Below are 25,369 nucleotides of genomic sequence, written 5' to 3'. Positions count from 1 at the left end.
GCACCCGCCCCCGGCTTCACGGGATCAACGTTTCGTCAGCCGCCGCACTGCTGGAGCATGGCCTTCTTGTCGGCCTCGGAGACGGGCAGCTGGTACTTCAGCGAGACCTGGGCGAAGCGCACCGCGTAGGAGCAGCGGATCTCGGTGTTGGCGGGCAGCCAGGTGGCCGGGCCGGAGTCGCCCTTGGAGGCGTTCTGCGAGCCGTCGGCGGGGATCAGGTTGAGCGGGTCGTTGGCGATCTGGACGCGCTTGGCCTTGTCCCACTTGCCGGCACCCATCTGCCAGTCGTAGGACAGCGGCATGACGTGGTCGATCTGGATCTTGGAGGCCTGCTGCTTGGTCCACTGGACGCTCTTGCCGGTGTACGGGTCCCAGATGGTCATCGCGGTGACGGTGCAGTCCGAGCCGTCCTTGTGCTCGACGCCGGTGCCGTCCCGGGCGAGCAGGTCGTTGCGGGTGTCGCACTTGTTGCCGCCGAACGGGACACCGTCGACGCTGTCCGTCCAGGCGGGGCCGAACTCGTTGCGGTCGTAGCCGTCCTTGGTGCCGACGGCGGCGGTGGCGACCTTGGCTATGACGTCCCGGCCGGCCTTCTGCTCCTCGGGGGTGGTCAGCGGCGCCAGGCCGGGCTTGGTGCCGTCCGGGTTCTGCAGCGGGCTGGTGCCGGTGGCCCCGGCGGCGGGGGCGGTGGTGCCGCCGTCGGCCTTGGGGCCGGTCGACTTGTGGTCTCGGCCGCCGATCAACCAGCCGACCAGCGCGAGCGCGCATATCAGGAACACGGTGGCGGCGGACAGCGTGGAGCGGCGGGCGGGCACGGAGAACTCCCGGGGTCAGGGGCGGGTTGACGGCGAACCAGCAGATCAGCCGCCCCGAGAGCAGGTCAAGCCGACGCCACGCGACGGCCCGGAGCATGTCGAAGCTCACACCCGCTCACACCCCCTCCCCCGCGAGGGCGTCCGGCCACCGGACGCGGCGCCCCCTCGCCGGCCCCCGCCGCGCACGCCCCGGCCCCGACCGGGCAGGCTGGCCCCATGCAGACACCACCGACACCCGCCGGGCCGGGCCCGGTCGCCGCCCTGATCCTCGCCGCCGGGGGCGGGAGCCGCCTCGGCGGGCGCCCCAAGGCACTGCTGCGGTACGGGGGCCGGCCGCTGGTGGAGCACGCGGCGGCGGCGGTCCGGGCCGGCGGCTGCGCGGACGTCACCGTGGTGCTGGGCGCGCAGGGCGACCGGGTACGGGCCACCGCGCACCTGCCGGGCTGCCGGCTGGTCGGCAATCCGGACTGGAAGCAGGGCATGGGCACCTCACTGCGGGCCGGCCTGGCCGCGCTGCCGCCGCACGCCTCGGCGGCGCTGGTGATGCTGGTGGACACCCCGGGCGTCACCCCGGCCGCGGTGTCCCGGCTGCTGGCCGCCCACCGGGCGGGCGCCGACCTGGCCGCCGCGGCCTACGACGGGCGGCGCGGGCACCCGGTGCTGATCGGCGCCCGGCACTTCGCCGAGGCGGCGGCGGGCGCCCGGGGCGACGCCGGGGCCCGCGCCCTGCTGACGGCGCACGCGGCGGAGCTCGTCCTGGTCGAGTGCGCCGACGTCGCCGTCCCGGACGACCTCGACACCCCCGCCGACCTGGCCCGCTGGTCCGCGGGATGAACGTCCAGGTCCGGCCCGCCGGGCATCCCCCTCCGGAAGGATTCCACTCCGACCCGAGCGGGCAGGAGCCCCTGATCCGTCCCTGAGGATTGCCCCATTCCGCGTCCGGCGCCGGACATTTCGGGGAGCATGGGAATCGTCCCACCCACCCGACACCGACGGACGGAGCCCGCGATGGCCGGACTGCCCGACGACTTCACCGGACACGACCCCACGCGACCGGGGCCGGGCGGTGGCGCCCGGGCCATCCGCTGCCCCGCCTGCCGCCGCGAGCACCTCTACGAACCGCCGTCCCTGCCCTGCCCGTGCGGGGCCTCGCTCAAGGTGCCGCTGCTGCGCGGCGGGGTGCCGGTGCAGGTGCGCTTCCGCTCCTGGGAGGACTCCTGGCTGAGCATGCGCTGCCCGCACTGCGGCCGCTCCGACCAGTGGCCGCAGCCCGAGTTCACCTGCAACTGCGGCGCCACCGTCCGGCTGCCGGTCGACCGCGCCACCCGGCTGGGCACCGGCACCGCCGCCCCGCTCGCCGCCCCCGGCCCGCAGGCCGCCCGCCCGTACCCGGCCCACCCGGTGAACGTGCCCACCCCGGCCCCGCCCACGCCGCCCGCGGCCGGCCGCTCCCGCCCGTTCCGCCACCGCACGCCGTTCCGCCCGCACCCGGTGCGCACCTCGCAGGACGCGGTGTTCACCGCCGCCCGCTACCTGGAGTGGCTCGGCTTCGACGACCTGGAGCTGACCGAGGCCCAGGAGCGCGACGGGGTCACCCTGCTGGGCAGCCGGATGGTCGCCCAGGTGGACACCTGGACCGAGCCCGCCGACGTGAAGTCGGTCGAGTGCCTGTGGCTGCAGACCCTGCACGCCGAGGAGATGGCCGCCGCGATGTTCACCCTCGCGGGTTATTCGCACCAGGCCACCGTGCGCGGCGAGCAGCTGCTGGTCGCCCTGTTCAGCCTGGACCTGGCGGGTGTGCCGCAGCCCGCGAACGGCGCCGCCGAGGCCCTGATGGAGACCGGCTGGACCTCCTGACCCACCGGGCCGCCCGGCGGGGCGGCCCCCTTCCCCCTCCTCCGCGTCTCCCCCCGTGCGCACCCCTAGATCATTTTTCCTCCAAAAGCAACAACCTTCGCTCGTGATCTGGTGCACAAGCTCACCCCCGTGTTGAATTGCGGCCACAGCGCGGGCCTTTCGCCCTGTCGTCGTCATGCGCACGGGTCGTGGCGGCAGGGCCTCAGGGGCGGGTCCGCGCCCTTGCCGGATGGCGCACACAAGGAGGTGGCGTTGTCGGAGCACGGATGGGACCCGAGCGGCCCGGAGGGGCGGGGGCGGGCGGCAGCGGAGGAGCCGGGTGACACCGTGTGGCGGCTGAGGTCCCGGGGGTGCTGGCAGGAGGCCGCCGAACTGCTGCGACCGGCCGCCGAGCACGACCCGGCCGCGGCCCTGGGGCGGGCCGAACTCCTCATCGAGCAGTGCCTGTTCACCGCCGCGAACTGGACCCAGGCGGAGCAGGCGCTGCGCCTGGCGGAGGCGCTGGCCTCCGGCACCGAACAGCGCGCGGCCGCCGCCTGCGCCCGCGGCTTCCTCGCGTACGTGGCGAGCGTGCTCGGCCCGCGGGACCGGCTGGACGAGGCGCAGGCCGCGCTCGGCCGCACCTCGGCCCTGCTGCCGCCGGACGCCCCGGGCCGCCCGCTGCTGGACTTCCGGCGCGGGCTGGTCGCCGAGAACCTGCTGCGCGACCGCAGCGCCGCCTGGATCGCCTACCGCCGGGCGCACGACGGCGCGGGCGAGCGCGGGGACGAACTGCTGCGCTCGTACACCTGGCGACACCTGGCCGCACTGGCGCTCTCCCGCGGGGACCGCGGGAACGCCCGGGAGGGCTTCGACGCCTCCCTGCGGCTGCGCGAGCAACTCGGCTTCACGGTGGGGGTGGCGCCGGCGCTCGCCGCGCTCGCCGAGGTGTCCGAGCCGCCCGAGGCCGCGCGGCTGCGGGCCGAGGCGGCCCGGCTGGTGGCCGCCCTGGGCGGAGTGCCGGTCTGGCTCGCGCGCCAGCTGGGGCCCCGCAGCACGCCGGGGGCTCCCACGGACGGACGCACCGCGAGCGAGACCGGGGGGACAATCAGCTAAGGTGAGGCTAACCTGGCCGGGGGGAGCAGTACCCCGGCCAGGTCGCCTTGCCGTTCCCCGGGCACCGCCATGCCCCGGTCCGGCCGCGTCCGGCGCGCCACCGCCGCCGGGCACCGCCGGGCGGACCATGGGCGCCCCGGTCGACCCGATGGGGCCGCCCATGACCGCGAGCACCCGGCCCGGCCCCACGCCGCGCGCCCCCCGTACCACCGGTGCGCGCACCCCCGTCCCCGCTCCCGCGCCCACCACCCCGGGCGCGCCCTCGTACCACCGGCTGTCCGGGCTCACCCCCATCCTGACGGTGCGCTGCGCCCGGCCCCGGCACGGCGACGGCTGGCTGACCGCCGCCGACCTCGCCGCCCGCCCCGAGACGGTCCGCGAGCTGATCGCCCACGACGCCCGGCAGGGCCTCGCCCGCTACGGGCGGCCGCTGCGCCCGGACGTCGCGGCCGGCTTCGGGCTGCACCGCTTCGTCTGGCCGGTCTCGCTGCTGTTCACGCTGCCGTGGTTCCTGGAGCGGCGCGTCCCGCTGCTCGCGCTCGGGGACGTCGCGCTGCGCCGACACCCCGACGCGGTCGAACTGACCGTCCGCCCGGCGGAGTTCGTCTGCCTGCCGGAGGATCCGGCGGCCGGCTCGGGCCAGGCCGGGGCGGTGCCGGACGAGCCGGCGCTGGCCGCCGCGCTGCGGTCCGCGCTGGGCGCCTTCCTGGCCCCCGTGCTCACCGCCTTCGGCCCGGAGGCGCGGCGCGGACCCCGGGTGCTGTGGGCGATGGCCACCGACGCGGTGGTGGAGGGGCTCTGCTACGCGGGCGGGCTGCTCGGGGAGCAGGAGCGGGCGCGCGCCGAACTGTCCGCGCTGCTGGCGCCCGGCGAGCCCCTCGACCCCGCGCACACGCCCGGCGCGGACGACCGACCCGCCCCCGCTCCGGCCCCCTTCACTCCGGGCGCCGGCTTCGCGCCCCCGGCGCCCAGGGCGGACTGCGCCCCGGGCCCGGAGCGGTCCCGGGCCAGTTGTTGCCTCGTCTACACCGCGGATCCGCAGGACATGTGCGGCGGCTGCCCTCGCGTCACGCGGCGTTGACGAAAGCCTGTGCGATATCGGGTTCGAAAAGCCCGTCATTCCAGGAACAATCCGCCGCGCATTCCTATGACAGTGCGATCGTCACCGGGTCAGAAATCCCTCTCCTCAGCACATTGCCGGGGATCCGCCTCCCCCGCCGCCGGCCCGGATTCCCGGGAGCGCTCCGAGGAGCGCCGCCGCCGCAAGGAATCCCTTCACGGCGGCGCCTCCCACACCCTCGCGGCGCCGTCCAACCCGAACGGGACGAAGTACTCCCAGCCGCCGAACAGGCCCCTCGAGCAGCAATTCGGCTGAGCCTCCGGTGCCGGGCGGCCCGAGCCGACGGGGCCTCAGGCCGCCGCCGACGCCGTCCCGCTGAGCTCGAACCACATCCGCTTGCCGGAGCCGCGCGGCTCCACGCCCCAGGAGTCCGCGAGTGCCTCGACCAGCATCAGCCCGCGTCCGGAGGAGGCCTGCTCCCCCGGCGTGCGGCGGGTCGGCCAGAGGTCCGACTCGTCCTCCACCTCGACCCGCAGCCGGGCCCGGCCACCGTCCGCCTCCGGCTCCCGGTAGAGCCGGGCGGTGAACATGGCGTCCCGGTCGGTGTGCCGGATGGCGTTGGTGACCAGTTCGGAGGAGAGCAGCTCGGCGGTGTCGATGAACTCGGCGACGCCCCAGCGGCGCAGCGCGTCGCGCAGCTCGGCCCGGACCTCGGCGACCCGCGCGAGGTCGGCCTGGCCGATCCGGCGGCGCAGCTGCTGGGCGGCCAGGCCGCCGGCCGGGCCGTCCCAGCGCAGGAGCAGCAGCGCTATGTCGTCCTCGCGCTCGCTGGAGTCGGCGGCCTGGGAGGCGATCCGGTCGGCCAGCTCCTCCAGCGGGTCGCGGGCGGCCTCGGCGGCGTCCGGCAGCGGGCGGGCGAGCGTCCGGGTGAGCCGGGCGACGCCCTCGTCGAGGTCCATGCCGCGCGCCTCGACCAGGCCGTCGGTACAGAGCAGCACGGTCTCGCCCGGGTCCAGGCTGAACCGGGTGACGCGGTACTCCTGGTCCGGGTCGATGCCCAGCGGCAGCCCGCCGGCCACCGGCACCACGGCGGCGGTCCCGTCCGCGCGGCGCACCACCGGGTCGAGGTGGCCGGCCCGGACCGCGTAGACCACGCCGTAGTCCACGTTGACCTCGGCGTAGGTGCAGGTCGCGAAGTGGTCGGTGTCCAGGTCGGCGAGGAAGCGGGAGGCCCGGGCCATCACGGCGGCGGGCGGGTGGCCCTCGGCCGCGTAGGCGCGCAGCGCGATCCGCAGCTGGCCCATGATCCCGGCGGCGTGCACGTCGTGGCCCTGGACGTCGCCGATCACCAGGCCGACGTGCCCGCCGGGCAGCGGCACCACGTCGTACCAGTCGCCGCCGATCTGGAGGCCGGAGCCGGCCGCGAGGTAGCGCACGGCGGTGGTCACGCCCGGGACGGACGGGACGGTGCGCGGCAGCATCACCCGCTGGAGGCCGGCCGCGAGCTCGTGCTCGGCGTCGTGCAGCCGGGCCCGGGCCAGCGACTGGGCGACCAGCCCGCCCAGGGTGGACAGCAGGGTGCGCTCGTCGGCGTCCAGCTCGCGCTCGTCGTCGAAGCTGACCACGCAGACGCCGATCGCCCGGCCGCTGGCGACCAGTGGCAGGTACGCCCAGGAGCCCCGGCCGCCGCGGCTGGTCGGCTCCCACACCTCGGGGTAGCGGTCGCGGAACTCCTCGCGGGTCGAGACGAAGACCGGCGCCCGGTGGCGCAGCGCCTCGGCGGCCGGGTGGCCGGCCGGCAGCACGGTGCGGTCCCAGACGGCCAGCGTGTCGGCGCGGTAGCCGGAGGCGCCGAGGATCTGGGCCCGTCCGGCCTCGAAGGAGGCCAGCACCAGGCCGTCCGGCGGCAGTCCGGGCAGCGGCAGCTCGGTGAACACCCGGGCCACGTCACGCACGGTGACGGCTTCGGAGAGGGCGCGCGCCGCCTCCTTGATGAACCGGGAGCGCTCCTCGCGCAGCAGGGCCATCCGGTCGGCGTGGTCGCGCTTGTGCAGCTCGACGGTGGCGTCCCAGACGAAGCCGACCATCCGGGAGGCCCGGCCGAAGGCGTCGGCGAGCACCCGGCCGCGGAAGCGCACCGCGCGCATGCCGCCGTTCGCCCCGACGGTGCGGTAGTAGGCGCCGCACTGGCCCAGCTCGGCGACCGCGCGCTCGACCCGGCGGCGCACCACGGGCGCGTCCTCGGGGTGCAGCAGGGTCAGGAAGGAGGCGGCGGTGCGGTCGAAGCGGACCCGCTCCAGGGCGTCCAGCCCGACGATCGCGCAGGCCCGCTGGTCGCCCTCCAGGACGTCGCGGCGGATGTCCCAGTCGAAGGAGCCGATGCCGTTGGCGGCCATCGCGGGCTCCAGCCAGTCCGGCATGGTGTCCGCGGTGGAGGGCGGCAGCCCCCCGGAGAGCACGGGCGCCAGCCGGGCGGCGGCGAGGCTCGGGGAGGGGCGCACCGCGGAGCCGCGGCGCGAGGGCTGGGCGGGCGGCCTGACCCGGCCGCTCCCGGGGGTGCGCGGCTCCGGGGCGCCCGGCTGCTCGGCGACGCGCGGTCCGACGGCTCCCGGCTCCACGGCTCTCGGCTCGGCGGTGCGCGGTTCCACGGTCCTCGGCTTGGTGGTCCTCGGCTCCACGGTCCTCGGCTCTACCGTTCGCGGCTCGACGACGGGCGACGCGCCGGGAGGAAGCGCCGGCCCCGGCGACTCGGGCTCAGTGGGCATGCTGCTCCTGCCGCTGCCGTGGCGGACCGCGCCGACCGTCCGGACGGGCCGCGTGGCGGTGTGATGGGTCGTGCTGGATAGGACGGTGCGACGGACGGTGGCCAGTCGAGGTTCGGTCTCCCCGCTGCTTCCCGCACGTGGACACACATTCCCACCATCCTGGCCAATGTTCGGCCGAGCGGCAATGCCAACGGGCCGGAAACCTTCCGTTCCGCCTTCTGTTCAGGGCTTGCTTCGACAGCGAATCAATCGACGACGAACAATCGTACGACCATGCCGGCGATGGCGGCCCGGAACCGCAAGGGCGCAGGTCCCGGGCGTCGACGGGTGCGCGGCTCAGGGCGTGGCGAGTTCGAACCAGGTGACCTTGCCGTCGCCGCGCAGCTGCACACCCCAGGAGTCCGCGAGCGCCTCCACCAGCTGCAGGCCGCGCCCCGAGGTGGCGTACTCGGCCTCCGGATCGCGGCGGCGCCCGGGAAGTCTGCTGGTGCCGTCCTGCACCTCGATGCGCAGCCGGTGGTCCGTGCCGAGCACCGCGTCGAACACCGCGCCCTTGCCCGTGTGCAGCAGCGCGTTGGTGACCAGTTCGGAGGAGAGCAGCTCGGCGGTGTCGGACAGCTCCGGCACCCCCCAGTGGCTCAGCGCCGAACGCAGCCGGTGCCTGACCGCGCCCACCCCGACCAGGTCCGCCGGGTCGAGCGTGAGGTGCAACCGCCGGTGCAAGGCACACCCCGGAGCCGGCGTGCCCGGCAGGGTCGTCCCGGTGCCGACGACCGGCCCCTGGACCGGCCCGGACCGGTAGGCGTCGCCGGAACTCGTCCGCTGCCGCGGGAATCGCGACTGACCGTCCATCAACACATGCCCCCGCCCTGGAATCCGGGCCCCCCGCCTCCGGATCCCCCGCCGGCCGGGTGGCCCCCTCGTTCTGACCACTCATCCTCATGCCCAGTTGACGGCGTTTGCAACAGTGTGCGTCCGATCACGTGGGGTGAAAGGGGCACGGGGTGGTTCGCGTGATCCAACTGCCCGCGCCGGACAGGTTTGCGAAGCGCAGAGGCCGTTTTCGAGGACGCCCCCGCCCGATCCCGCGCACACCCGGCGCCCGTACGGACCGCACGCCCGACCACGTGCCCCCTGCCCCGCTCCCTCCGCGCGCCGGGCCCGGGCGCCGGCCCACGACCCCGTCGGAGCCGTCGCCCCCGCTCCCCCGCCGGGCCCCTCACCCCCATCCCCCGCCCGGCAGGCCGAACGCCCGCGGAGCGGCAACGCTGGACAGGGCGGCCCGGTCCGGGTTCAATGACCCGAGATGTTTGAACGACGTTCTAACATCTCCCCAGGCGGCCCCCGAGGCCCGAGCCGACGCCCCCTGCCTGCCCGAGGGGCCCGACGACCCGCGAGCGAGGAACCGTGCGACTGACCCCCACCGAACGGGACCGGCTGCTGATCTTCACAGCAGCCGAACTGGCCCGCGCCCGCCGCGCCCGGGGCGTGCGCCTCAACATCCCCGAGGCCACCGCCCTGATCGCGGACACCGTCTGCGAGGCCGCCCGCGACGGCCGGCGCCTGGCCGAGGCCATCGAGGCCGGCCGCTCCGTGCTGACCGCCGCCGACGTGCTGCCCGGCGTGCCGGACGTGGTCACCGTCGTCCAGGTCGAGGCCGTGTTCGAGGACGGCACCCGCCTCGCCGTCGTCAACGACCCGTTCAAGGGCGCCGGCTCGCTCGGCGACGAGGCCCCCGGCAGCGCGCTGATCGGCGACGGCACCGGCTACGACCCGGTCGAGGAGACGCTGCTGCTCCCCGTCCACAACACCTCCCGGGTGCCGATCTCGGTCACCTCGCACTTCCACTTCTTCGAGGCCAACCCGCGTCTGGCCTTCGACCGGGCCGCCGCCTACGGCACCCACCTGGCCGTCCCGGCCGGCTCCTCGGTGCGCTTCGACCCCGGCGCCACCGTCGAGGTCGGCCTGGTGCCGATCGGCGGCGAACGGGTCGCGATCGGCTTCGCCGGACTCGTGGACGGCCCGCTGGACGCGCCCGGCGCCAAGGAGGCCGCCCTGGCGAAGGCCCGCGCGACCGGCTACCTGACCAGCTTCGACGACCCGGAGGTGGGGGAATGACCTCGATCACCCCGCACGACTACATCGCCGTCCACGGCCCGCGCGCCGGGGACCGCGTCCGGCTCGGCGACAGCGGACTGATCGTCCGCGTGGAGTCCGACTCCCAGGCGCCCGGCGACGAGTTCCTGGCCGGCTTCGGCAAGACCGCCCGCGACGGCCTGCACCTCAAGCCCGCCGCCGTCCGGGACACCTGCGACGTGGTGATCAGCAACGTGCTGGTGATCGACGCGGCCCAGGGCATCCGCAAGACCTCGATCGGCCTGATCGGCGGCCGGATCGCCTCGATCGGGCGGGCCGGCAACCCGGACACCCTGGACGGCGTGGACGTGGTCGTCGGCACCGGCACCACCATCGTCTCCGGCGAGGGCCTGATCGCCACCGCCGGCGCCATCGACACCCACGTCCACCTGCTCTCGCCGCGGATCATGGAGGCCTCGCTGGCCTCCGGCGTCACCACGATCATCGGCCAGGAGTTCGGCCCGGTCTGGGGCGTCGGCGTCAACTCCCCCTGGGCGCTGCGCCACGCCTTCAACGCCTTCGACGCCTGGCCCGTCAACATCGGCTTCCTGGGCCGCGGCTCGTCCTCCGACGAGGCCCCGCTGATCGAGGCGCTGGCCGAGGGCGGCGCCTCCGGCTTCAAGGTGCACGAGGACATGGGCGCCCACACCCGCGCCCTGGACACCGCGCTGCGGGTCGCCGAGGAGTACGACGTGCAGGTCGCCCTGCACACCGACGGCCTGAACGAGTGCCTCTCCGTCGAGGACACCCTGAAGGTCCTCGAAGGCCGCACCATCCACGCCTTCCACATCGAGGGCTGCGGCGGCGGACACGTCCCCAACGTGCTGAAGATGGCGGGCGTGCCGAACGTCATCGGCTCCTCCACCAACCCGACGCTGCCGTTCGGCCGGGACGCCCTCGGCGAGCACTACGACATGATCGTCTCCGCCCACGACCTCAAGCCCGACCTGCCCGGCGACGCCGCGATGGCCCGCGACCGCATCCGGGCCGGCACCATGGGCGCCGAGGACGTGCTGCACGACCTCGGGGTCATCGGCATCACCTCCTCCGACGCCCAGGGCATGGGCCGGGCCGGCGAGACGGTGCGCCGCACCTTCGCCATGGCCGGGAAGATGAAGGCCGAACTCGGCCCGCTCGACGGCACCGGCTCGTACGGGACGACGGAGGGCGGCGACGACAACGAGCGCGTGCTGCGCTACATCGCCAAGCTCACCATCAACCCGGCCATCGCCCACGGCCTCTCCCACGAGGTCGGCTCGATCGAGGTCGGCAAGCTCGCCGACATCGTGCTGTGGCGCCCGGACCACTTCGGCGCCAAGCCGCAGCTGGTCCTCAAGGCCGGCTTCCCCGCGTACGGCGTGGTCGGCGACCCCAACGCCTCCACCGACCGCTGCGAACCCCTCGTCCTGGGGCCGCAGTTCGGCGCCCACGGCGCGACCGCCGCCGACATCTCGGTGGCCTTCGTCGCCCAGGCCGCCGCCGACGGCGCCTACCTCGACCAGGCCGCCGACGGGCTGCCCACCCGCCGCCGCCGGGTCGGCGTGCGCAACACCCGCGGCATCGGGCCGCGCGACATGGTGCGCAACGCCCGTATCGGCCAGGTCGAGGTCACCGAGACCGGGCTGGTCTCGCTGGACGGCTCGCCGCTGCGCTCCGAGCCCGCGGACAGCGTCTCGCTCAGCCGCCTCTACTTCCTCTGACCCCCGACGATCCGGCCAAGGCCCAGGATTCCCTTAGGACTTGATGATGACCACCCCCACGCCCGCCTCGCTCGGCTACCGGATGCCCGCCGAGTGGCACCCGCACGAGCGCACCTGGATGGCCTTCCCCACCGCCAACCCGACGTTCGACGGCCCCGAGCAGCTGCACGCCGCCCGCCAGGCCTGGGCCGCCGTCGCCGACACCATCGTCGGGTACGAGCCGGTCACGCTGATCGTCAACACCGGCGAGACGGAGGAGGCGCGCAAGTACGTCTCCGAGCGGGTCGAGATCGTCGAGCGCCCGCTGAACGACGCGTGGATGCGCGACATCGGCCCGTCCTTCCTGATCGACGGCAAGGGCTCGCTGGCCGCCGCCGACTGGATCTTCAACGGCTGGGGCGCGCAGTCCTGGGCCCGCTGGGACAAGGACCAGCACATCGCCGAGCACATCAGCGAACTGACGGAGGTCCAGCGCTTCGCCTCCCGGCTGATCAACGAGGGCGGCGGCATCCACGTCGACGGCGAGGGCACGGTGCTGGTCACCGAGACCGTCCAGCTCGGCGAGGGCCGCAACGCGGACTGGACCAAGGAGGAGGTCGAGGCCGAGCTGCACGCCTTCCTCGGCACCACCAAGGCGATCTGGCTGCCGCGCGGACTCACCCGCGACTACGACGAGTTCGGCACCCGCGGACACATCGACATCGTCGCCTCCTTCGTGCGCCCGGGCGTCGTGGTCGCCCACGTCCAGCCCGACCCCTCACACCCGGACCACGAGGTCTGCCGCGAGCTGGTCGCCGTCCTGCGCGCCTCCACCGACGCCCAGGGCCGGCCGCTGGAGGTCGTCGAACTGCCCGCCCCCACCGTCCTGCTGGACGAGGACGGCGAGCCGGTCGACTACTCGTACATCAACCACTACGTGGCCAACGGCACGGTCGTCCTGTGCGCCTTCGACGACCCGCGCGACCAGGAGGCCGCCGCGATCCTCGCCGAGGCCTACCCGGGCCGCACCGTCGAACTCGTGGACGCCCGCGAGATCTTCGCCAACGGCGGCGGCATCCACTGCATCACCCAGCAGCAGCCGAAGGCGCTCTGACGCCCCACCCGGGTGGGCGCCCCGCGCGCCCACCCGGGCAGCCTTCCGAGCGCCGTTCCACCGAGGAGACCCGCACATGGCCGACCCCCGCCCGCGCCGGCCGGCCCGCCCCCGCGAGGAGGTCTTCGCCACCGCTCGGGCCGCGATCGCCGAACACGGGCTCGCCAAGCTCACCATGGCCGGGCTCGGCAAACAGCTCCAGATGAGCGCCGGACACCTGCTCTACTACTTCGGCAGCAAGGACCAGCTGCTGCTGGAGACCCTCCGCTGGAGCGAGGACCAGCTCGGCGCCCGCCGCCGCGAGGCCCTCGCCGACCGCGCCCTCGACCCCTGGCAGCGCCTCGACGCCTACCTGCGCCTCTACCTGCCGGAGGGCCCGGGCGACCCACGCTGGATCCTCTGGGTCGAGGTGTGGGGCCGCTCCCCCGCGAGCGCCGAGATCCGCCAGGGGCAGCAGGAGATCGAGGCCCCCTGGCAGGCCGACCTGGTCGCCCTCATCGAGGAGGGCGCCGCCGCCGGCCACTTCACCCCGGGGCCCGCCGCCGACCGCGCGGTGCAGATCCGCGCCCTGCTCGACGGCCTCGCCGTCCCCGTCGCCATCGGCCTCCCGGACGCCCACCGCCCCGCCGCCCTCACCCAGGCCACCGCCGTCACCGGCATCCTGCTGCGCGCCTGACGCGCCCCGGGCCCGGCCGGTCCTGGCTGTTCCGGCCCTGGTTGTTCCGGCCCTGGCCGGTGCGGTGTCACTCGGTCCAGATGGCGGCGGCCGTGCGGTCGTCGGCGTAGCCCTTGGCACGGACCTGCACCTGGCGGAGGAAGTCGACGGTGCCCGGGGGGTGGGGGTGGGTCCAGTGGGTGGACAGAAAGTGGGCGACGGCCGGCTCGTCGGCGACGGGGCGGGCGAGACCCGGGGTGCAGAGGAGCAGGATGTCGCCCGGCGTCGCGGGGACGAGCCGGAAGCGGAACGGACGCGGGCCGGGCACCGGGGCCTCCGGCACCGGCGGCTGACCGTCCGGGTGGTGCAGCAGGCGGGCCGCGTACGCGTCGATCCAGTGGCCGGAGCGCAGCAGGTAGAGCCCGCCCGGGCCGACACCGAAGGCCGCGCGGTAGCCGGCCCCCGGGTCCAGTGACACCAGCAGGCAGTGCAGCGAGGCCGGGGACGGCGTCTCCTCCGGCCGGGGCGCCAGGGCGCGCAGCGGGGCGGCCGCGCCGGTGGCCAGCCGCTGGAGGCCGTAGCGGAGCCGGTCGCGGGCGCCGTCACGCAGGTCGGCGGCCAGGCCGGCCCGGCTGCGCCCGATCGCGGCGGCGAGCTGGTGGCACGCCTCGCCGGTGGCGGCCGCGACCGCCTCCGGGGCGGGCGCCTCGGCCTCCGCGCCGCCGCCCGTACGGTCGAAGCCGCCGAGGACGGCGAGCAGCAGGCCGTCGGGGCCCTCGCCGAACCGGGTGACCAGCAGGGCGTCGCGGCGCGGCTCGCCCCGGTAGCGCGCGGAGTCGCCCCGGACGGAGGCGGCGCGCAGCACGGTGGGGCCGTACTGGGCGCCGTCCAGCACGGTGTCCGGTACGAGGGCGTGCAGGGCGCCCGGGTCCGCCTCGGGTACGGCGGTCGGCTCGGGTCCGTACGTCGGGGGGCGTTCGCCGACGTGCGGGACGGCGGCGCCGCCGTCGGCGAGCGGTGCGCGGACGGCCAGGCGGGGATCGAGGACGGCCTGGGCCGCGGGCTCCGGGTCGGGCTCGGGGGTGTGGACGGGTTCGGGCTCGGGGGTGGGAGCGGGGGCGGGGGCCTCGGGCTCTGGTTCGGGATCCGGGTCGGAGGTGGGGGCCGGTTCCGGTTCGGGGGTGCGCTCGGGCTCGGGTTCCGGCTCGGGGGCGGGCGGCGGGGTGGGCTTCTCCAGCGTGACCGGGTCCGAGACGGGTGCGGTCGTGGGCTCCGGAGCGGGTTCGGCTGCCGATGCCGGCTCAGGGACGGGCTCGGGCGTCGGCTCGGGCTCGGGCGTCGGCTCGGGCTCGGGCTCGGGTTCAGGGACGGGCGCGGGCTCCGGTGCGGGCTCGGCCTTCGGTGTGGGCGCGGCCTTCGGTGTGTCGTCGGCGAAGGCGGGGGCCGGGAACCGGTGGGTCTCCGTGGAGGTCCGCTGTCGCCCGATCCCCACCGATCCGCCGCCGATCACGCCGACCGCGGTGTCGAACCAGTCGTCGATGCTGTCCCGGGCGTCCGGGCCCGCCGGGGCGTCGGGTTCCGCGGGAGGCTCCGCCGCAGCCTCGGCAACCGACCCCGACGCCGACGCCGGCTCCGGCTCCGGCTCCGCCGACCGCTGCTGCCCGATGAGCCCGACCGCCGTGTCGAACCAGTCGTCCACGCTGCCGTCGCCGGGGTCGGCGTGCGGGGTGTCCGGAAGGGTGCCCGCCGGACCGTCGTAGACGGCGTCCCACCAGCCGTCGTCCGGCCGGTGCGGCTCTGCGGGTGCACCCTGCTTGCTCATCTGGCGGCTCCTGGTCGTTCCGTGGTCGCGCCGCCCCGGCGGGCCGGGCTGACGACATTGTTCTCCACCCGCGAGGACCCTGTCCGGGTTTCGACGACAACCGGACACCCACCGGAAAGTCCCGGCCACCGCGCTCACCAGCCGGTTCGCCGGACCGCGCCGGGTGCGTCATCGGTTCGTCCGCTTCCGTTCCGTCCGTGCTTGCCGGATGTGTCCGGAGCAGGGCGTTTCCTGGTCATCCGGGCGCTCGGGCCGCCGAAAATGGGGGCCGATGGGGGGCATCGCATCACTCGTTCGGCTGATTAAATGTGCGCATGACCGCGTCGGCCCCCAGTTCGCCCCGACCGGGGAGGGCCGCATCCGCGGGCCGCCCGGCGGGTGGGCTGTTGGTCCTGCTGCTCGTCACCCTGTTGACGCTGCTGCCCTGCGCGGGCCAGTCGAAGGCGGCGGACGGCTCCGGCCATCCGGCGCCGCCCCGGGCCCCGGTCAGCGCCGTCACCGTGGTCAGCGTGGTCAGCGTCCAGGTCGCCACCGGGCAGACCTCCTACACCGGCCGCGCCGCGAAGGTCACCAAGTCCGCGAAGCCCTCGGACCACCACCGGACGGCCGAGGAGCAGGGGCACTGGATCCTCTGCACCGCCGGCGGCGAGCCGCCGCGCAACAACGGCTGCTCCAGCCACCCGTTCTGCCCGCAGGACGCCCAGCTGCCGAACCCGCCGCCGCAACCGCACCCCGCCGTGTCACCGCTGACCCCGACCGCGCCCGAGGCGCCGCCCCGGGTGGTGCCCGCCGGTCTGCTGGACGGCGCGCACCCGGTTCCCGACCTGCACGAACTCCAGGTCCACCGGTCCTGAGTGGAACCCACCGCCGGCGCGCCGCCGGCGGATCCGCCCTTCCTCTCACTCCAGCTGACCGCCGCCACCGACCGGTGCGGCGGGGACAAGGACGACCACCATGGGTTCCGCCTCCAAGCAGTCCAACAAGCCCGGCGGCAAGCAGGACGGCCTCGACCGCCGCGCCCGGATCGCCGAGCTGCGCGCCGCCGAGCAGCGCCGCGACCGCCGCAACAAGATCGTCGCCTCGGTGGCGGCCGGTGTGCTGGTGGTCGGTGCGATCGCCACCGGCACCTGGATCGTCATGGACCAGAACCAGAAGAAGAAGGACAAGGAGGTCGCCGCCAACGCGGACATCCCGGGCGTGAAGACCTTCGGCGACCTGAGCCGCACCCACGTCAAGGACAAGGTCACCTACCCGATGACCCCGCCGGTCGGCGGCGACCACAACGCGATCTGGGCGGACTGCATGGCCCACGTCTATGACCAGCCGCTCGAGAACGAGCGCGCCGTCCACTCGCTGGAGCACGGCGCGGTCTGGGTGACGTACAACGGCAAGGCCACCCCGGACGACCTCAAGATCCTCTCCGACAAGGTCAAGAAGACCCCGTACTCGATGATGAGCCCGTACCCGGACGAGCAGGGCACCATCACCCTGAACGCCTGGAGCACCCAGCTGATCGTGGACAGCGCCACCGACCCGCGGGTGGAGGAGTTCTTCACCAAGTACGTCCAGGGCAAGCAGACCCAGGAGCCGGGCGCCTCCTGCACCATGGGGCAGATGTGACCGCCGCCGACGCCGGCCGCCCCGACGCGTCCGCCCCGGCAACGGCCGCGGCGGACGCCGTCGAGGAGGGCGGGGCCCCGCGCCGCCGCCGCATGTGGTGGCCGGCCGCGCTGGCCGCCGCCGTGGCGCTGGCGCTCGGGGTGCCGGCCCTGGTGGCGAGCGGGACCTCCGCGTCCGGCTCGTCCACGCTGTCCGTCCCCGCGGACGACTCCCCGGAGGCCGGGTTCGCCCGCGACATGGCGACCCACCACCAGCAGGCGGTGGACCTGTCGTTCGTCGTCCGGGACCGCACCGCCGACGAGCCGACCCGCACCCTGGCCTTCGACATCATCAACACCCAGGCCAACCAGCGCGGGATGATGATGGGCTGGCTGGACCAGTGGGGGCTGTCCCAGCACTCGACCGCCACGCCGATGGCGTGGATGAAGATGGGCCACGACTACCAGGCCCACGACGGTTCGCTGATGCCCGGCATGGCCACCAACACCCAGATCGCGAAGCTGCGCACGCTCAGCGGGCGGGACGCCGAGGTGTTCTACCTCCAGCTGATGATCGAGCACCACAAGGGCGGCGTCGAGATGGCCCAGGGCTACGTCGACAAGGCCCGGAACGATTCCGAGAAGCGGCTCGCGCAGACGATGGTGGTCGCCCAGACCTCCGAGCTCCAGCTGATGACCGACATGCTCAAGGAGCGCGGCGCCGAACCCGGCGTGCCCGCCTCCTGAGCGGTCGTCCGCGGGGCGCGCGCTCTGCGTGTTCCGCGCACCTCGCATGTTCCGCACGTTTCGCGTGCTCCACGTGTGCTGCGATGGCCGTGTGTGCTGCGCGTGCCGTGTGTGTGCCGCGCGTGCGACGTGTTCCGTGCGTTTCCCGGACGGCCGGAGCGCCGGCGGGGACGGTCCCGTACCGTCCCCGCCGCGCTCCGGCCGTCCGCCGTCCTCCCCCACACCCTCCGGAGACTCCCCGCATGACCCCCGACGCCCCCTGGCTGATCGCCGGACTGGGCAACCCCGGCCCGTGGTTCCGGCTCACCCGGCACAACGCGGGCTTCCTCGCCGTGGACCGCCTGGCCGAGCGCCACGGCGCCCGGTTCCGCCGCCGCGGCATCGCCACCCGGGTGGCCGAGATCGACGTCGACGGCCACCGGGTGCTGCTGGCCAAGCCGCTGTGGTCCATCAACCTGTCCGGACGCCCGGTGGCCGCGCTGCTGCGCCGCCACGGCGTCCCGGTCGAGCGGCTCGTGGTGGTGCAGGACGACCTGGACTTCCCGTTCGGCTCCGCCCGGCTCAAGCGCGCCGGCGGACCCGGCGGCCACAACGGCGTGCGCTCGGTCGGCGAGGTTCTCGGCACCCGGGACTTCGTCCGCCTGCGGTTCGGCATCGGCCGTCCGCCGAAGGGCCAGAGCGTCGGGGACTTCGTGCTGAAGAAGTTCTCGGAGGAGGAACTGGCCGCCCTGCCGGGCGAGTTGGACCGCTGCGCGGACGCCCTGGAGACCCTGGTGCGGCGCGGCCTGAACCGGGCCCAGGACATCCTGAACGCCCGTACGGACGCCTAGGGGCTGGTTCTGCCGGCTCGTCTCGGGGCGCTCCGGCGCGGTTCGCGGGGCTCAGTTCGCTGAGCGCGGTTCGCTGGGCGTGGTCCGCGGGGCTCAGGGGCGGGCGGGCCGGGTGAGCAGCGCGGCGGCGGCCGCGACGGCAGCGAGGACGAAGAGCACCGTCCGCCCACCGGACTCGGCGCCCGCCAGGTGGACACCGAGGACGGAGAGCGCCATGCCGAGCGCCGTGCCGAGGCTGCGGGCCATGTTCACCATGCCGCCGCCGACCGCCGAGCACTGCGCCGGGATCGCCCGCATCACCAGGGCGTTGTTGGCGGGCAGCAGCAGGCCCAGCCCGTAGCCGGCGGCCAGCAGCGGGAGCGCCGACACGTCCGAGGCCGGCAGCAGGGCGAACAGCAGCAGTCCGACGGCCGCGAGCAGCGCACCGGCGCGGCACCTGGTCACGTCCGACCAGCCCCTGGGCAACAGCCCGCCGCCGACCGTCGCGGCGAACGCGAACGCGGCGGGCAGCAGGGTGACCACCAGGCCCGCGTGCGCCGTCGACACCCCCGCGCCGGTGAGCAGCACCGGGCCCAGCACCAGCGGGCAGAACAGCAGCAGGTAGCCGATCAGCGCCACCACCAGCCCGGAACGCACACCCGGGGTGTTGACCAGTCCGGGCGCCAGGATCGGCCGGGCGGCCCGCCGCTCCTGGCGCACCAGGGCCAGGGCCAGCACGGCGGAGGCGAGCAGCAGGGCGGCCACCGCCCAGCCGGGCAGGGGCAGGCCGGAGGCGGTGGACAGGGCGAGCAGCAGCGAGGTGGTCGCCCCGGTGAGCAGCAGCATGCCGGGCAGGTCGAAGCGGGCGGCGGGGTCTCGGGGGGCGCGGGATTCGCCGGTCTTTCGGGTCTCTCGGGCCTCTCGGGCCTCTCGGGCCTCTCGGGGATCGGTCCGGCGGGGGCCCGGCACGGCGGTGGGGGCGCCGGCGGGGAGGTGGGCCGGGGCGTCGGCCGTCCGGGTGCGGGGCAGCAGGTACCAGCCCGCCAGGATGCCGAACACCGCGATCGGCACGTTGACCCAGAACACCCAGCGCCACGAGGCGTGTTCGACCAGCAGCCCGCCGAGGCTGGGCCCGAGCGCCAGGCCGAGACCCTGGGCGGAGGCCTGGATGCCGAGCGCGCGCCGCATCGCGTGCCCGGGGACGCCGCGCGCGACCAGGGCGACGCTGTTGGCCTGCATCATCGCGGCGCCGACCGCCTGGACGGCGCGGCAGCCGACCAGCACCCAGAGGCTGCCGGCGAATCCGGCGCCGAGGGAGGAGAGGCCGAAGACCGCGAAGCCGCCGATGTACATCGTCTTGCGGCCGACCCGGTCGGACAGCCAGCCGATCGGGGCCAGCAGGGCGACCAGGACCAGCAGGTAGGCGAGGGCGACCCACTCGACGGCGGCGAAGCCCGCGTCGAAGTGGCGGCCGAGCGCGGGGAAGACCAGGGCGATGACGCTGGCGTCTAGCTGGCCGAGGAAGGCGCCGAGACAGACCGTGCCGACGGCGAGCCAGTGGGCGTGGCGCCAGCCGGCTATGCCGCGCGGCCGGGGCCGCTCGGTGAGCAGCCGCGAGGCAAGGGCGGTGGCGTTCATGGCACGAATATATCGGATACAGATATGTTCGTGCTACGAGCAGATCGCTCTGCGACAGGAAGCGTCCCACGGTACGGACGGTGCGGTACGGACAGTGCGGTACGGACAGTGCGGTACGGACAGTGCCGGACGGCGCCCGGCGGACACCTGCCGCGAGGCCCGCAACAGAGCCACGACCCAGCGCGCCCACGGGACCCGAACCGGCCGCAGAACCGCCCCGCACCAGGCGATACGCTGTCCGCCATGCCGTCGTCACCACACGTTCCCGACCCCGCCACCGGAAGCCCCGACCCGGCGGTCGAGCACGCCCGACAGCTGACCGACACCGTCACCCGGCTGCGCCGCGCGCTGCGCAGCAGCATCCGCACCGACTACCCGTGGGAGTCCCTGCCGATGGCGCAGGTCGAACTCCTCCAGACGCTGGCCGCCGCCCCGCTGCGGGTCGGCGAGCTGGCCGCGCGGCAGCGTCTCGCCCCCAACACCGTCAGCGGGCTGGTCGGGAAGCTGCTCGACGCCGGGTTCGTGGACCGCCAGGCCGACCCCGGCGACCGCCGGACCGCCCGGATCGCCCTCACCCCGGCCGGACGCCGGCAGCTGGACGACTGGCAGCACGCCCACGAGCGCCGGATCGCCGCCGCGCTCGACACCCTCGACCCGGCCGACCGCGCGGCGGTCGTCGACGCCCTGCCCGCGCTGGACCAGCTCGCCCGCGCCCTCGCCCAGCCGGGCGCCGGCCAGCCGGGCGCCGGGACCGAGCAGGCGCCCGCGGCCGGGTGAAAACCGATGGTCGCCGGGGCTCGCCCGGCACTACCGTCCCCGTATGAGCACCGCGGAGGTACGGATCGAACCCTGGGCGGACGGCGACCTCGCGCTGCTGCGCCGGATCAACACGCCGGAGATGAAGAAGCACGTCGGCGGGCCGGAGAGCGAGGAGCAACTGCTCGTACGGCACCGGCGCTACCTGGACTTCGTCCCGTCCGGGCTCGGCTGCATGTACCGGATCGTGCTGCTGCCCGAGGGCGAGGCGGTCGGGTCGGTCGGCTACGGCACCCGGACGTGGGAGGGGCGGACCGTCCACGAGATGGGGTGGAACGTGCTGCCCGGCCACCAGGGCCGGGGCATCGCCGTCGCCGCCACCCGCGCGGCGGTCGCGGCCGCCCGCCGCGAGGCAGCCCACCCCCACCTGCACGCGTTCCCGTCCGTGGACAACCCGGCCTCCAACGCGGTCTGCGCGAAGGCCGGGTTCACGCTGCTCGGCGAGACGGACTTCGAGTTCCCGCCCGGGCGGTTCATGCGCAGCAACAACTGGCGGGTGGAGCTGAGGAGTTGAGCGCTCCGGCTGGACGCTCGGGCTGAGCGCTCGGGCTGAGCGCTCAAGCTGAGTGCTCCGGTTGAGCGCTCGGGCCCCGGTGGTCAGAACAGGGTGCCGCTCTCCAGGTCCAGCAGCCAGCGCTTGCGGTCCACGCCGGCGGCGAAGCCGGTGAGCGCCCCGCTGGCGCCGAGCACCCGGTGGCAGGGGCGGACGATCAGCAGCGGGTTGGCGCCCACCGCGCCGCCGACCGCCCGGACCATGCGCGGCTCCTGCCCCGCCAGCACGGCGAGTTCGCCGTAGGTGACGGTCTTGCCGTACGGGATCTCGTCCAGCGCGGCCCAGATCCTGCGGCGGAACTCGGTGCCCTCGGGCGCGAGCGGGAGGTCGAAGTCCGTGCGCTTGCCGGCGAAGTAGTCGGTCAGCTGGGCCACCGGCTCGGCGAGCGCCTCCGGGTCGAGCACCCAGTCGTCGGCGGGCTCGGCCAGCGCGTACTTCTGGCCGGGCGCGGTGACGGTGGCCAGCGCGGCCGGGCCGCCGTCCTCCGGCAGCACCCCGCTGAGCAGCAGCCGACCGAAGGGGCTCTCCATGGTGGTGTAGACGGTGGTGCTCATGCTCGTTCGTTCTCCGTTCCGGTGCTGGTGGCGCTGATGCCGGTGGCGCTGGTGCTGATGCTGATGCCGCTGCTCGCGGGGGCGGTGCCGGCGGGACCGGTGCCGGCCGGGCCCGTTCCGGCGGGACCGGCCCACAGCCGGTGGACGGCGTAGGAGCGCCACGGCGCCCAGGCCTCGGCGGCGCGGGCGGCGGACTTCGGGTCCCCGGCGGCGCCGAGGCGGAGCAGGCCGTGCTTGACGCCCACGTCGCTCGGGAGGAAGACGTCCGGGTCGGCCAGGGCCCGCATCCGCAGGTAGCCGACCGTCCAGGGGCCGATGCCGGGCAGCGCCAGCAGACCGGCCGCGGCGTCCTCCCGGTCGACCCCGCTGTCGAGCCGGACCACGCCCTCGGCCAGCGCGGCACACAGGCCGGTGAGCGCGCGGCGGCGGGCGGCGGGCATCGCGAAGTCCTCGGGGTCGGCGGTGGCCAGGGCCGCCGCAGTCGGGAAGAGCAGGCGCAGACCGCCGCTGGGCTCGGGCAGCGGAGTGCCGTACTTCTCGGCGAGCCGCCCCGCCAGGGTACGGGCGGCGACGACGCTGATCTGCTGGCCGAGGACGGCGCGGACGGCGAGCTCGTGCGGGTCCACGTGGCCGGGCGAGCGCAGACCGGGGCGCTCGCGGACCAGCGGGCCGAGCAGCGGGTCCGCGCCGAGCTGCTCGTCGACCGCGAGCGGGTCGGCGTCCAGGTCGAAGAGGATGCGCAGGCGCTGGACGGCGGTCGGCAGGTCGCGCAGGTCGGTCAGCAGCAGGCGGCAGTCGAGCCAGCCGCGGGTGGGCGGCTCGCCCGGCGCCAGGCCCTCGACCTCGGCGATGCCGTGGCCGTACGGGAGCGCGAGGGTGCGGCGGTACACGCGCACGCCGGGGCGCGCGCCGGGGACGACCTCCTCCACGCCGGGGACGGCACGCAGGGCGAGGAAGTCGATCAGGTGCTCGCTGTCGAGCGCACCGCGGTAGGCCAGGCGCAGGGTGAGGCCGCCGGCCGGGGTCGCGCCGCGGCGGCCGGCGGCGACCTCGGCGCGCAGGCCGCTGGGGGTGCGGTCGTAGACCTCGCGCACGGTGTCGTTGAACTGGCGGACGGAGGCGAAGCCGGCCGCGAACGCGACGTCGGTGACGGGCAGTTCGGTGGTCTGGAGGAGCAGGCGGGCGGTCTGCGCGCGACGGGCCCGGGCCAGCGCGATGGGGCCGGCGCCGAGCTCGGCGGTCAGCTGGCGCTGCACCTGGCGGGCACTGTAGCCGAGGCGGCCGGCCAGGCCGTCGACGCCCTCGCGGTCCACCACGCCGTCGCCGATCAGACGCATCGCGCGGCCGACCAGGTCCGCGCGGTGGTTCCACTCGGGCGAGCCCGGCACGGAGTCGGGGCGGCAGCGCCGGCAGGCGCGGAAACCTGCGCCCTGGGCGGCCGCGGCGCTGGGGTAGAAGACGCAGTTGACGCGCTTGGGAGTCACGGCGGGACAGCTCGGACGGCAGTAGATGCCGGTGGTGGTGACCGCCGTGAAGAAGACCCCGTCGAAGCGGGAGTCACGGCTGTCCACGGCTCGGTACCGGATGTCGTCGTCGATCACGCTGTCCAGTTTGCGGCACTGGGTGGGGGGTGACTGGCGGAAATCGGACATTGCCGTTGATCGCCACTTCGGGGGGCCCTCCCCCTCCCCCCGCCCCCACCCCTCCCGCCCCGCCACCCGCCACCCGCCACCCGCCACCCGGTGGGGCCATAACCCACGGCCTACGGCCTACGGCCCATAGCCCCATGGCCCACGAGCCCATCACCACCGGCTCTCGGCCCACTGGACCCACCGGCCACCAGCTCCCGGCCCACCGGACCCACCGGCCACCGGCTCCCGCGGCCCGGCCGCGGGAGCCGGGCCCGAAATTCGCGAGCCCGTAGGCCGTCCCGCCGCTACCCTCGCGCCATGAGTGAGCAGCAGTCCTACACCGGTCCGGACGACCCGCGCGTCGTCGCCCTGCCTCCGGCCGAGTTCGCGTTCCCCGGCCCGCTGCGGGACCAGCTGGTCGCCGCGATCCTCGACGGCGCCAAGACCAGCACCACCGGCCTGGTCGCCGACTACGAGCACGAGGGCGAGCCCCTGCCGCTGCCCGGTGAGTGCGCCGCGGTCCTCGACTCGGACGGCCGCAGGGTCGCCGTGATCGAGACCACGGACGTCCGAGTGGTCCCGCTCGCGGAGGTCGACCTCCAGCACGCCCTGGACGAGGGCGAGGGGTGCACCAGCGTGGCCGAGTGGCGCGCGGCCCACGAGGAGTTCTGGAGCAGCCCGGAGCTGCTCGACGCCCTCGACGACCCGGAGTTCACCGTGGACGACACCACTCCTGTGGTGCTGCAGCGCTTCCGCCTGACGGCCGACCTCCGCTGAGACGGGCGGGCCCGGCGGAGGCCGGCCGGCGGCCGTTGCGCGGCGGCCGGTCGGCGCCGGGGGGTCAGCGCTTCACCGGACCTCCTGCGGCTCGCATCGACTTGTTGATCGTCTTCCACTTGTTCAGCCGCGCCTTGGCCACCCGGGCGTCCGAGCGCGAGGCGATCCACTCGTTCTCGCGCTGGAGCTTGAGGTAGCTGTCCATCCGGCGCTGCGGCAGGGTGCCGTCGGCCAGCGCCGCCTGCACCGCGCAGCCGGGCTCGGTGTGGTGGCCGCAGTCGTGGAAGCGGCACTCCTCGGCCAGCTCGGCTATGTCGGCGAAGGCCAGGTCCACGCCCTCGCCACCGTAGAGGCCGACCTCGCGCAGCCCGGGGGTGTCGATCAGCACGCCGCCGCCGGGCAGCGGGATCAGCTCGCGGGTGGTCGTGGTGTGGCGGCCCTTCTGGTCGACCGCGCGGGCCTCCTGGACCGTCATCACGTCGATGCCGACGAGCGCGTTGGTGAGCGTGGACTTGCCGACGCCGGACTGGCCGATCACCGCGGTGGTGCCGGGGATGCAGGCGCGGAGCACGTCCATGCCCTCGCCGGTTTCGGCGCTCACCACGACCACCGTGACCCCGGGGGCGACCGCCTCGACGTCGGACCGGATGAAGTCGGCGTCGTCGACGAGGTCGGCCTTGGTGAGGACGACCAGCGGGTCGGCGCCGGACTCCCAGGCCAGGGCGAGGAAGCGCTCGATCCGCCCGAGGTCGGGGTCGGTCGCGAGGGAGGAGGCGATCAGCACGGTGTCGACGTTGGCGGCCAGCACCTGGCCGTCGGAGCGCTTGCCGGCCACCTTGCGGATGATCGCGGTGGAGCGCGGCATCAGGGCGGCGACGGAGGCCATCGGCTGGGCGTGCAGGTCGACCGCCGCCCAGTCGCCCGTGCACGGGCAGTTGATCATGTCGGCGTCGCCCACCGGCCGGGTGTCGAACCGGACGGTGCGCAACTCGCCCGTCTCCGGGTCGGCGATGACGGCGTCGCACTGGCCGCGGTCGACCCGGACGATCCGGGCCGGGAGCAGCCCGGCCTCGCCGAACGGGGTGAACAGCTCTGCGAGCTCGGGCGTCCAGCCGTAGCCGGCCAGCGCGGAGGCGTCAGCGGAGGACGAGGGGGACGAGGAAGAGAGAGAAGAGAACGACGGAACGGAGGCAGCGTTGAACAACGCAGTGGCCCTTCGGGAGGAGATGGTCCCGGCGGGCTACGGCT

23 protein-coding genes are annotated in these 25,369 nt (G+C 75.1%); 15 read left to right on the top strand and 8 right to left on the bottom strand.

Annotation, left to right across the window (positions count from 1 at the left end; genetic code table 11):
* Positions 1 to 35 precede the first annotated feature (35 nt).
* Positions 36 to 815, bottom strand: a complete 780-nt coding sequence (locus ACGF0D_RS14960) for an HNH endonuclease family protein (protein ID WP_392916134.1) — start codon at positions 813 to 815, stop codon at positions 36 to 38.
* Between the two features lie 216 nt (positions 816 to 1,031).
* On the opposite strand from ACGF0D_RS14960, the gene ACGF0D_RS14955 reads away from it, so the two are divergent.
* From ACGF0D_RS14955 to ACGF0D_RS14940, 4 genes are all read left to right on the top strand, one after another.
* Positions 1,032 to 1,649 carry an NTP transferase domain-containing protein gene (locus ACGF0D_RS14955; protein WP_392869034.1) on the top strand — a complete coding sequence of 206 codons (618 nt, stop codon included), beginning with the start codon at positions 1,032 to 1,034 and terminating at the stop codon, positions 1,647 to 1,649.
* Positions 1,650 to 1,823: 174 nt separating this feature from the next.
* Positions 1,824 to 2,672 (top strand): hypothetical protein, encoded by an 849-nt coding sequence (locus ACGF0D_RS14950; protein WP_392869036.1) that lies wholly within the window; start codon positions 1,824 to 1,826, stop codon positions 2,670 to 2,672.
* A 252-nt stretch (positions 2,673 to 2,924) separates the two neighbouring features.
* Complete coding sequence (locus ACGF0D_RS14945) at positions 2,925 to 3,767, top strand: hypothetical protein (RefSeq protein ID WP_392916132.1); 843 nt, start codon at positions 2,925 to 2,927, stop codon at positions 3,765 to 3,767.
* 160 nt (positions 3,768 to 3,927) lie between these two features.
* Positions 3,928 to 4,848 carry a (2Fe-2S)-binding protein gene (locus ACGF0D_RS14940; protein ID WP_392916129.1) on the top strand — a complete coding sequence of 307 codons (921 nt, stop codon included), beginning with the start codon at positions 3,928 to 3,930 and terminating at the stop codon, positions 4,846 to 4,848.
* 329 nt (positions 4,849 to 5,177) lie between these two features.
* On the opposite strand, the gene ACGF0D_RS14935 is transcribed toward ACGF0D_RS14940, so the two are convergent.
* On the bottom strand, positions 5,178 to 7,505 hold the full coding sequence (locus ACGF0D_RS14935; RefSeq protein ID WP_392869042.1) for a SpoIIE family protein phosphatase: 2,328 nt from the start codon (positions 7,503 to 7,505) through the stop codon (positions 5,178 to 5,180).
* A gap of 423 nt (positions 7,506 to 7,928) precedes the next feature.
* Positions 7,929 to 8,303, bottom strand: coding sequence for an ATP-binding protein (locus tag ACGF0D_RS14930; protein ID WP_392869044.1), 375 nt, complete (start codon positions 8,301 to 8,303; stop codon positions 7,929 to 7,931).
* Between the two features lie 696 nt (positions 8,304 to 8,999).
* On the opposite strand from ACGF0D_RS14930, the gene ureA reads away from it, so the two are divergent.
* The 4 genes from ureA to ACGF0D_RS14910 all read left to right on the top strand — a co-directional run bounded on the left by ureA (position 9,000) and on the right by ACGF0D_RS14910 (position 13,197).
* On the top strand, positions 9,000 to 9,710 hold the full coding sequence (gene ureA / locus ACGF0D_RS14925) for an urease subunit gamma (RefSeq protein ID WP_392916127.1): 711 nt from the start codon (positions 9,000 to 9,002) through the stop codon (positions 9,708 to 9,710).
* Positions 9,707 to 11,428, top strand: coding sequence for an urease subunit alpha (locus tag ACGF0D_RS14920; protein ID WP_392869048.1), 1,722 nt, complete (start codon positions 9,707 to 9,709; stop codon positions 11,426 to 11,428). Before ureA ends, ACGF0D_RS14920 begins: the two co-directional genes overlap by 4 nt.
* Positions 11,429 to 11,471: 43 nt before the next feature.
* Complete coding sequence (locus ACGF0D_RS14915) at positions 11,472 to 12,521, top strand: agmatine/peptidylarginine deiminase (RefSeq protein ID WP_392916124.1); 1,050 nt, start codon at positions 11,472 to 11,474, stop codon at positions 12,519 to 12,521.
* A 76-nt stretch (positions 12,522 to 12,597) separates the two neighbouring features.
* Positions 12,598 to 13,197, top strand: coding sequence for a TetR/AcrR family transcriptional regulator (locus ACGF0D_RS14910; protein WP_392869052.1), 600 nt, complete (start codon positions 12,598 to 12,600; stop codon positions 13,195 to 13,197).
* 67 nt (positions 13,198 to 13,264) lie between these two features.
* Here the strand turns inward: ACGF0D_RS14910 and ACGF0D_RS14905 are convergent, their stop codons facing one another.
* Complete coding sequence (locus ACGF0D_RS14905) at positions 13,265 to 14,998, bottom strand: hypothetical protein (RefSeq protein ID WP_392916121.1); 1,734 nt, start codon at positions 14,996 to 14,998, stop codon at positions 13,265 to 13,267.
* A 386-nt stretch (positions 14,999 to 15,384) separates the two neighbouring features.
* Here ACGF0D_RS14905 and ACGF0D_RS14900 point away from each other — a divergent pair, with 386 nt between their 5' ends.
* From ACGF0D_RS14900 to pth, 4 genes are all read left to right on the top strand, one after another.
* Positions 15,385 to 15,852 carry a hypothetical protein gene (locus tag ACGF0D_RS14900; protein WP_392869056.1) on the top strand — a complete coding sequence of 156 codons (468 nt, stop codon included), beginning with the start codon at positions 15,385 to 15,387 and terminating at the stop codon, positions 15,850 to 15,852.
* A gap of 100 nt (positions 15,853 to 15,952) precedes the next feature.
* Positions 15,953 to 16,618, top strand: a complete 666-nt coding sequence (locus tag ACGF0D_RS14895; RefSeq protein ID WP_392869058.1) for a DUF3105 domain-containing protein — start codon at positions 15,953 to 15,955, stop codon at positions 16,616 to 16,618.
* The gene (locus tag ACGF0D_RS14890; RefSeq protein WP_392869060.1) at positions 16,615 to 17,343 is read left to right on the top strand and encodes a DUF305 domain-containing protein; all 729 of its coding nucleotides are present in this window, start codon (positions 16,615 to 16,617) and stop codon (positions 17,341 to 17,343) included. Before ACGF0D_RS14895 ends, ACGF0D_RS14890 begins: the two co-directional genes overlap by 4 nt.
* 242 nt (positions 17,344 to 17,585) lie before the next feature.
* Complete coding sequence (gene pth, locus ACGF0D_RS14885; protein WP_392869062.1) at positions 17,586 to 18,173, top strand: aminoacyl-tRNA hydrolase; 588 nt, start codon at positions 17,586 to 17,588, stop codon at positions 18,171 to 18,173.
* Positions 18,174 to 18,266: 93 nt separating this feature from the next.
* On the opposite strand, the gene ACGF0D_RS14880 is transcribed toward pth, so the two are convergent.
* Positions 18,267 to 19,790: an MFS transporter gene (locus ACGF0D_RS14880; protein ID WP_392916118.1), complete on the bottom strand. Its 1,524-nt coding sequence runs from the start codon at positions 19,788 to 19,790 to the stop codon at positions 18,267 to 18,269.
* A gap of 243 nt (positions 19,791 to 20,033) precedes the next feature.
* Here ACGF0D_RS14880 and ACGF0D_RS14875 point away from each other — a divergent pair, with 243 nt between their 5' ends.
* Positions 20,034 to 20,567 (top strand): MarR family winged helix-turn-helix transcriptional regulator, encoded by a 534-nt coding sequence (locus ACGF0D_RS14875; protein WP_392916115.1) that lies wholly within the window; start codon positions 20,034 to 20,036, stop codon positions 20,565 to 20,567.
* A 43-nt stretch (positions 20,568 to 20,610) separates the two neighbouring features.
* Positions 20,611 to 21,120, top strand: coding sequence for a GNAT family N-acetyltransferase (locus tag ACGF0D_RS14870; protein ID WP_392916112.1), 510 nt, complete (start codon positions 20,611 to 20,613; stop codon positions 21,118 to 21,120).
* An 83-nt stretch (positions 21,121 to 21,203) separates the two neighbouring features.
* Here the strand turns inward: ACGF0D_RS14870 and ACGF0D_RS14865 are convergent, their stop codons facing one another.
* Both ACGF0D_RS14865 and ACGF0D_RS14860 read right to left on the bottom strand, forming a co-directional pair.
* Positions 21,204 to 21,713, bottom strand: coding sequence for a methylated-DNA--[protein]-cysteine S-methyltransferase (locus tag ACGF0D_RS14865; RefSeq protein ID WP_392869070.1), 510 nt, complete (start codon positions 21,711 to 21,713; stop codon positions 21,204 to 21,206).
* Positions 21,710 to 23,365, bottom strand: coding sequence for a DNA-3-methyladenine glycosylase 2 family protein (locus ACGF0D_RS14860; protein WP_392916109.1), 1,656 nt, complete (start codon positions 23,363 to 23,365; stop codon positions 21,710 to 21,712). Before ACGF0D_RS14860 ends, ACGF0D_RS14865 begins: the two co-directional genes overlap by 4 nt.
* A gap of 297 nt (positions 23,366 to 23,662) precedes the next feature.
* On the opposite strand from ACGF0D_RS14860, the gene ACGF0D_RS14855 reads away from it, so the two are divergent.
* Positions 23,663 to 24,121: an ASCH domain-containing protein gene (locus tag ACGF0D_RS14855; RefSeq protein WP_392869073.1), complete on the top strand. Its 459-nt coding sequence runs from the start codon at positions 23,663 to 23,665 to the stop codon at positions 24,119 to 24,121.
* 64 nt (positions 24,122 to 24,185) lie between these two features.
* Here ACGF0D_RS14855 and rsgA read toward each other — a convergent pair whose 3' ends face one another.
* Complete coding sequence (gene rsgA / locus ACGF0D_RS14850; protein ID WP_392916106.1) at positions 24,186 to 25,325, bottom strand: ribosome small subunit-dependent GTPase A; 1,140 nt, start codon at positions 25,323 to 25,325, stop codon at positions 24,186 to 24,188.
* Positions 25,326 to 25,369 lie beyond the last annotated feature (44 nt).

Origin of the sequence: Kitasatospora sp. NPDC048298 (assembly GCF_043201465.1) — a bacterium.
In the GTDB taxonomy this organism is placed as follows: domain Bacteria; phylum Actinomycetota; class Actinomycetes; order Streptomycetales; family Streptomycetaceae; genus Kitasatospora.
Note: the sequence above shows the minus strand (reverse complement) of the source record. Positions and strands in the feature narration are given on the sequence as shown.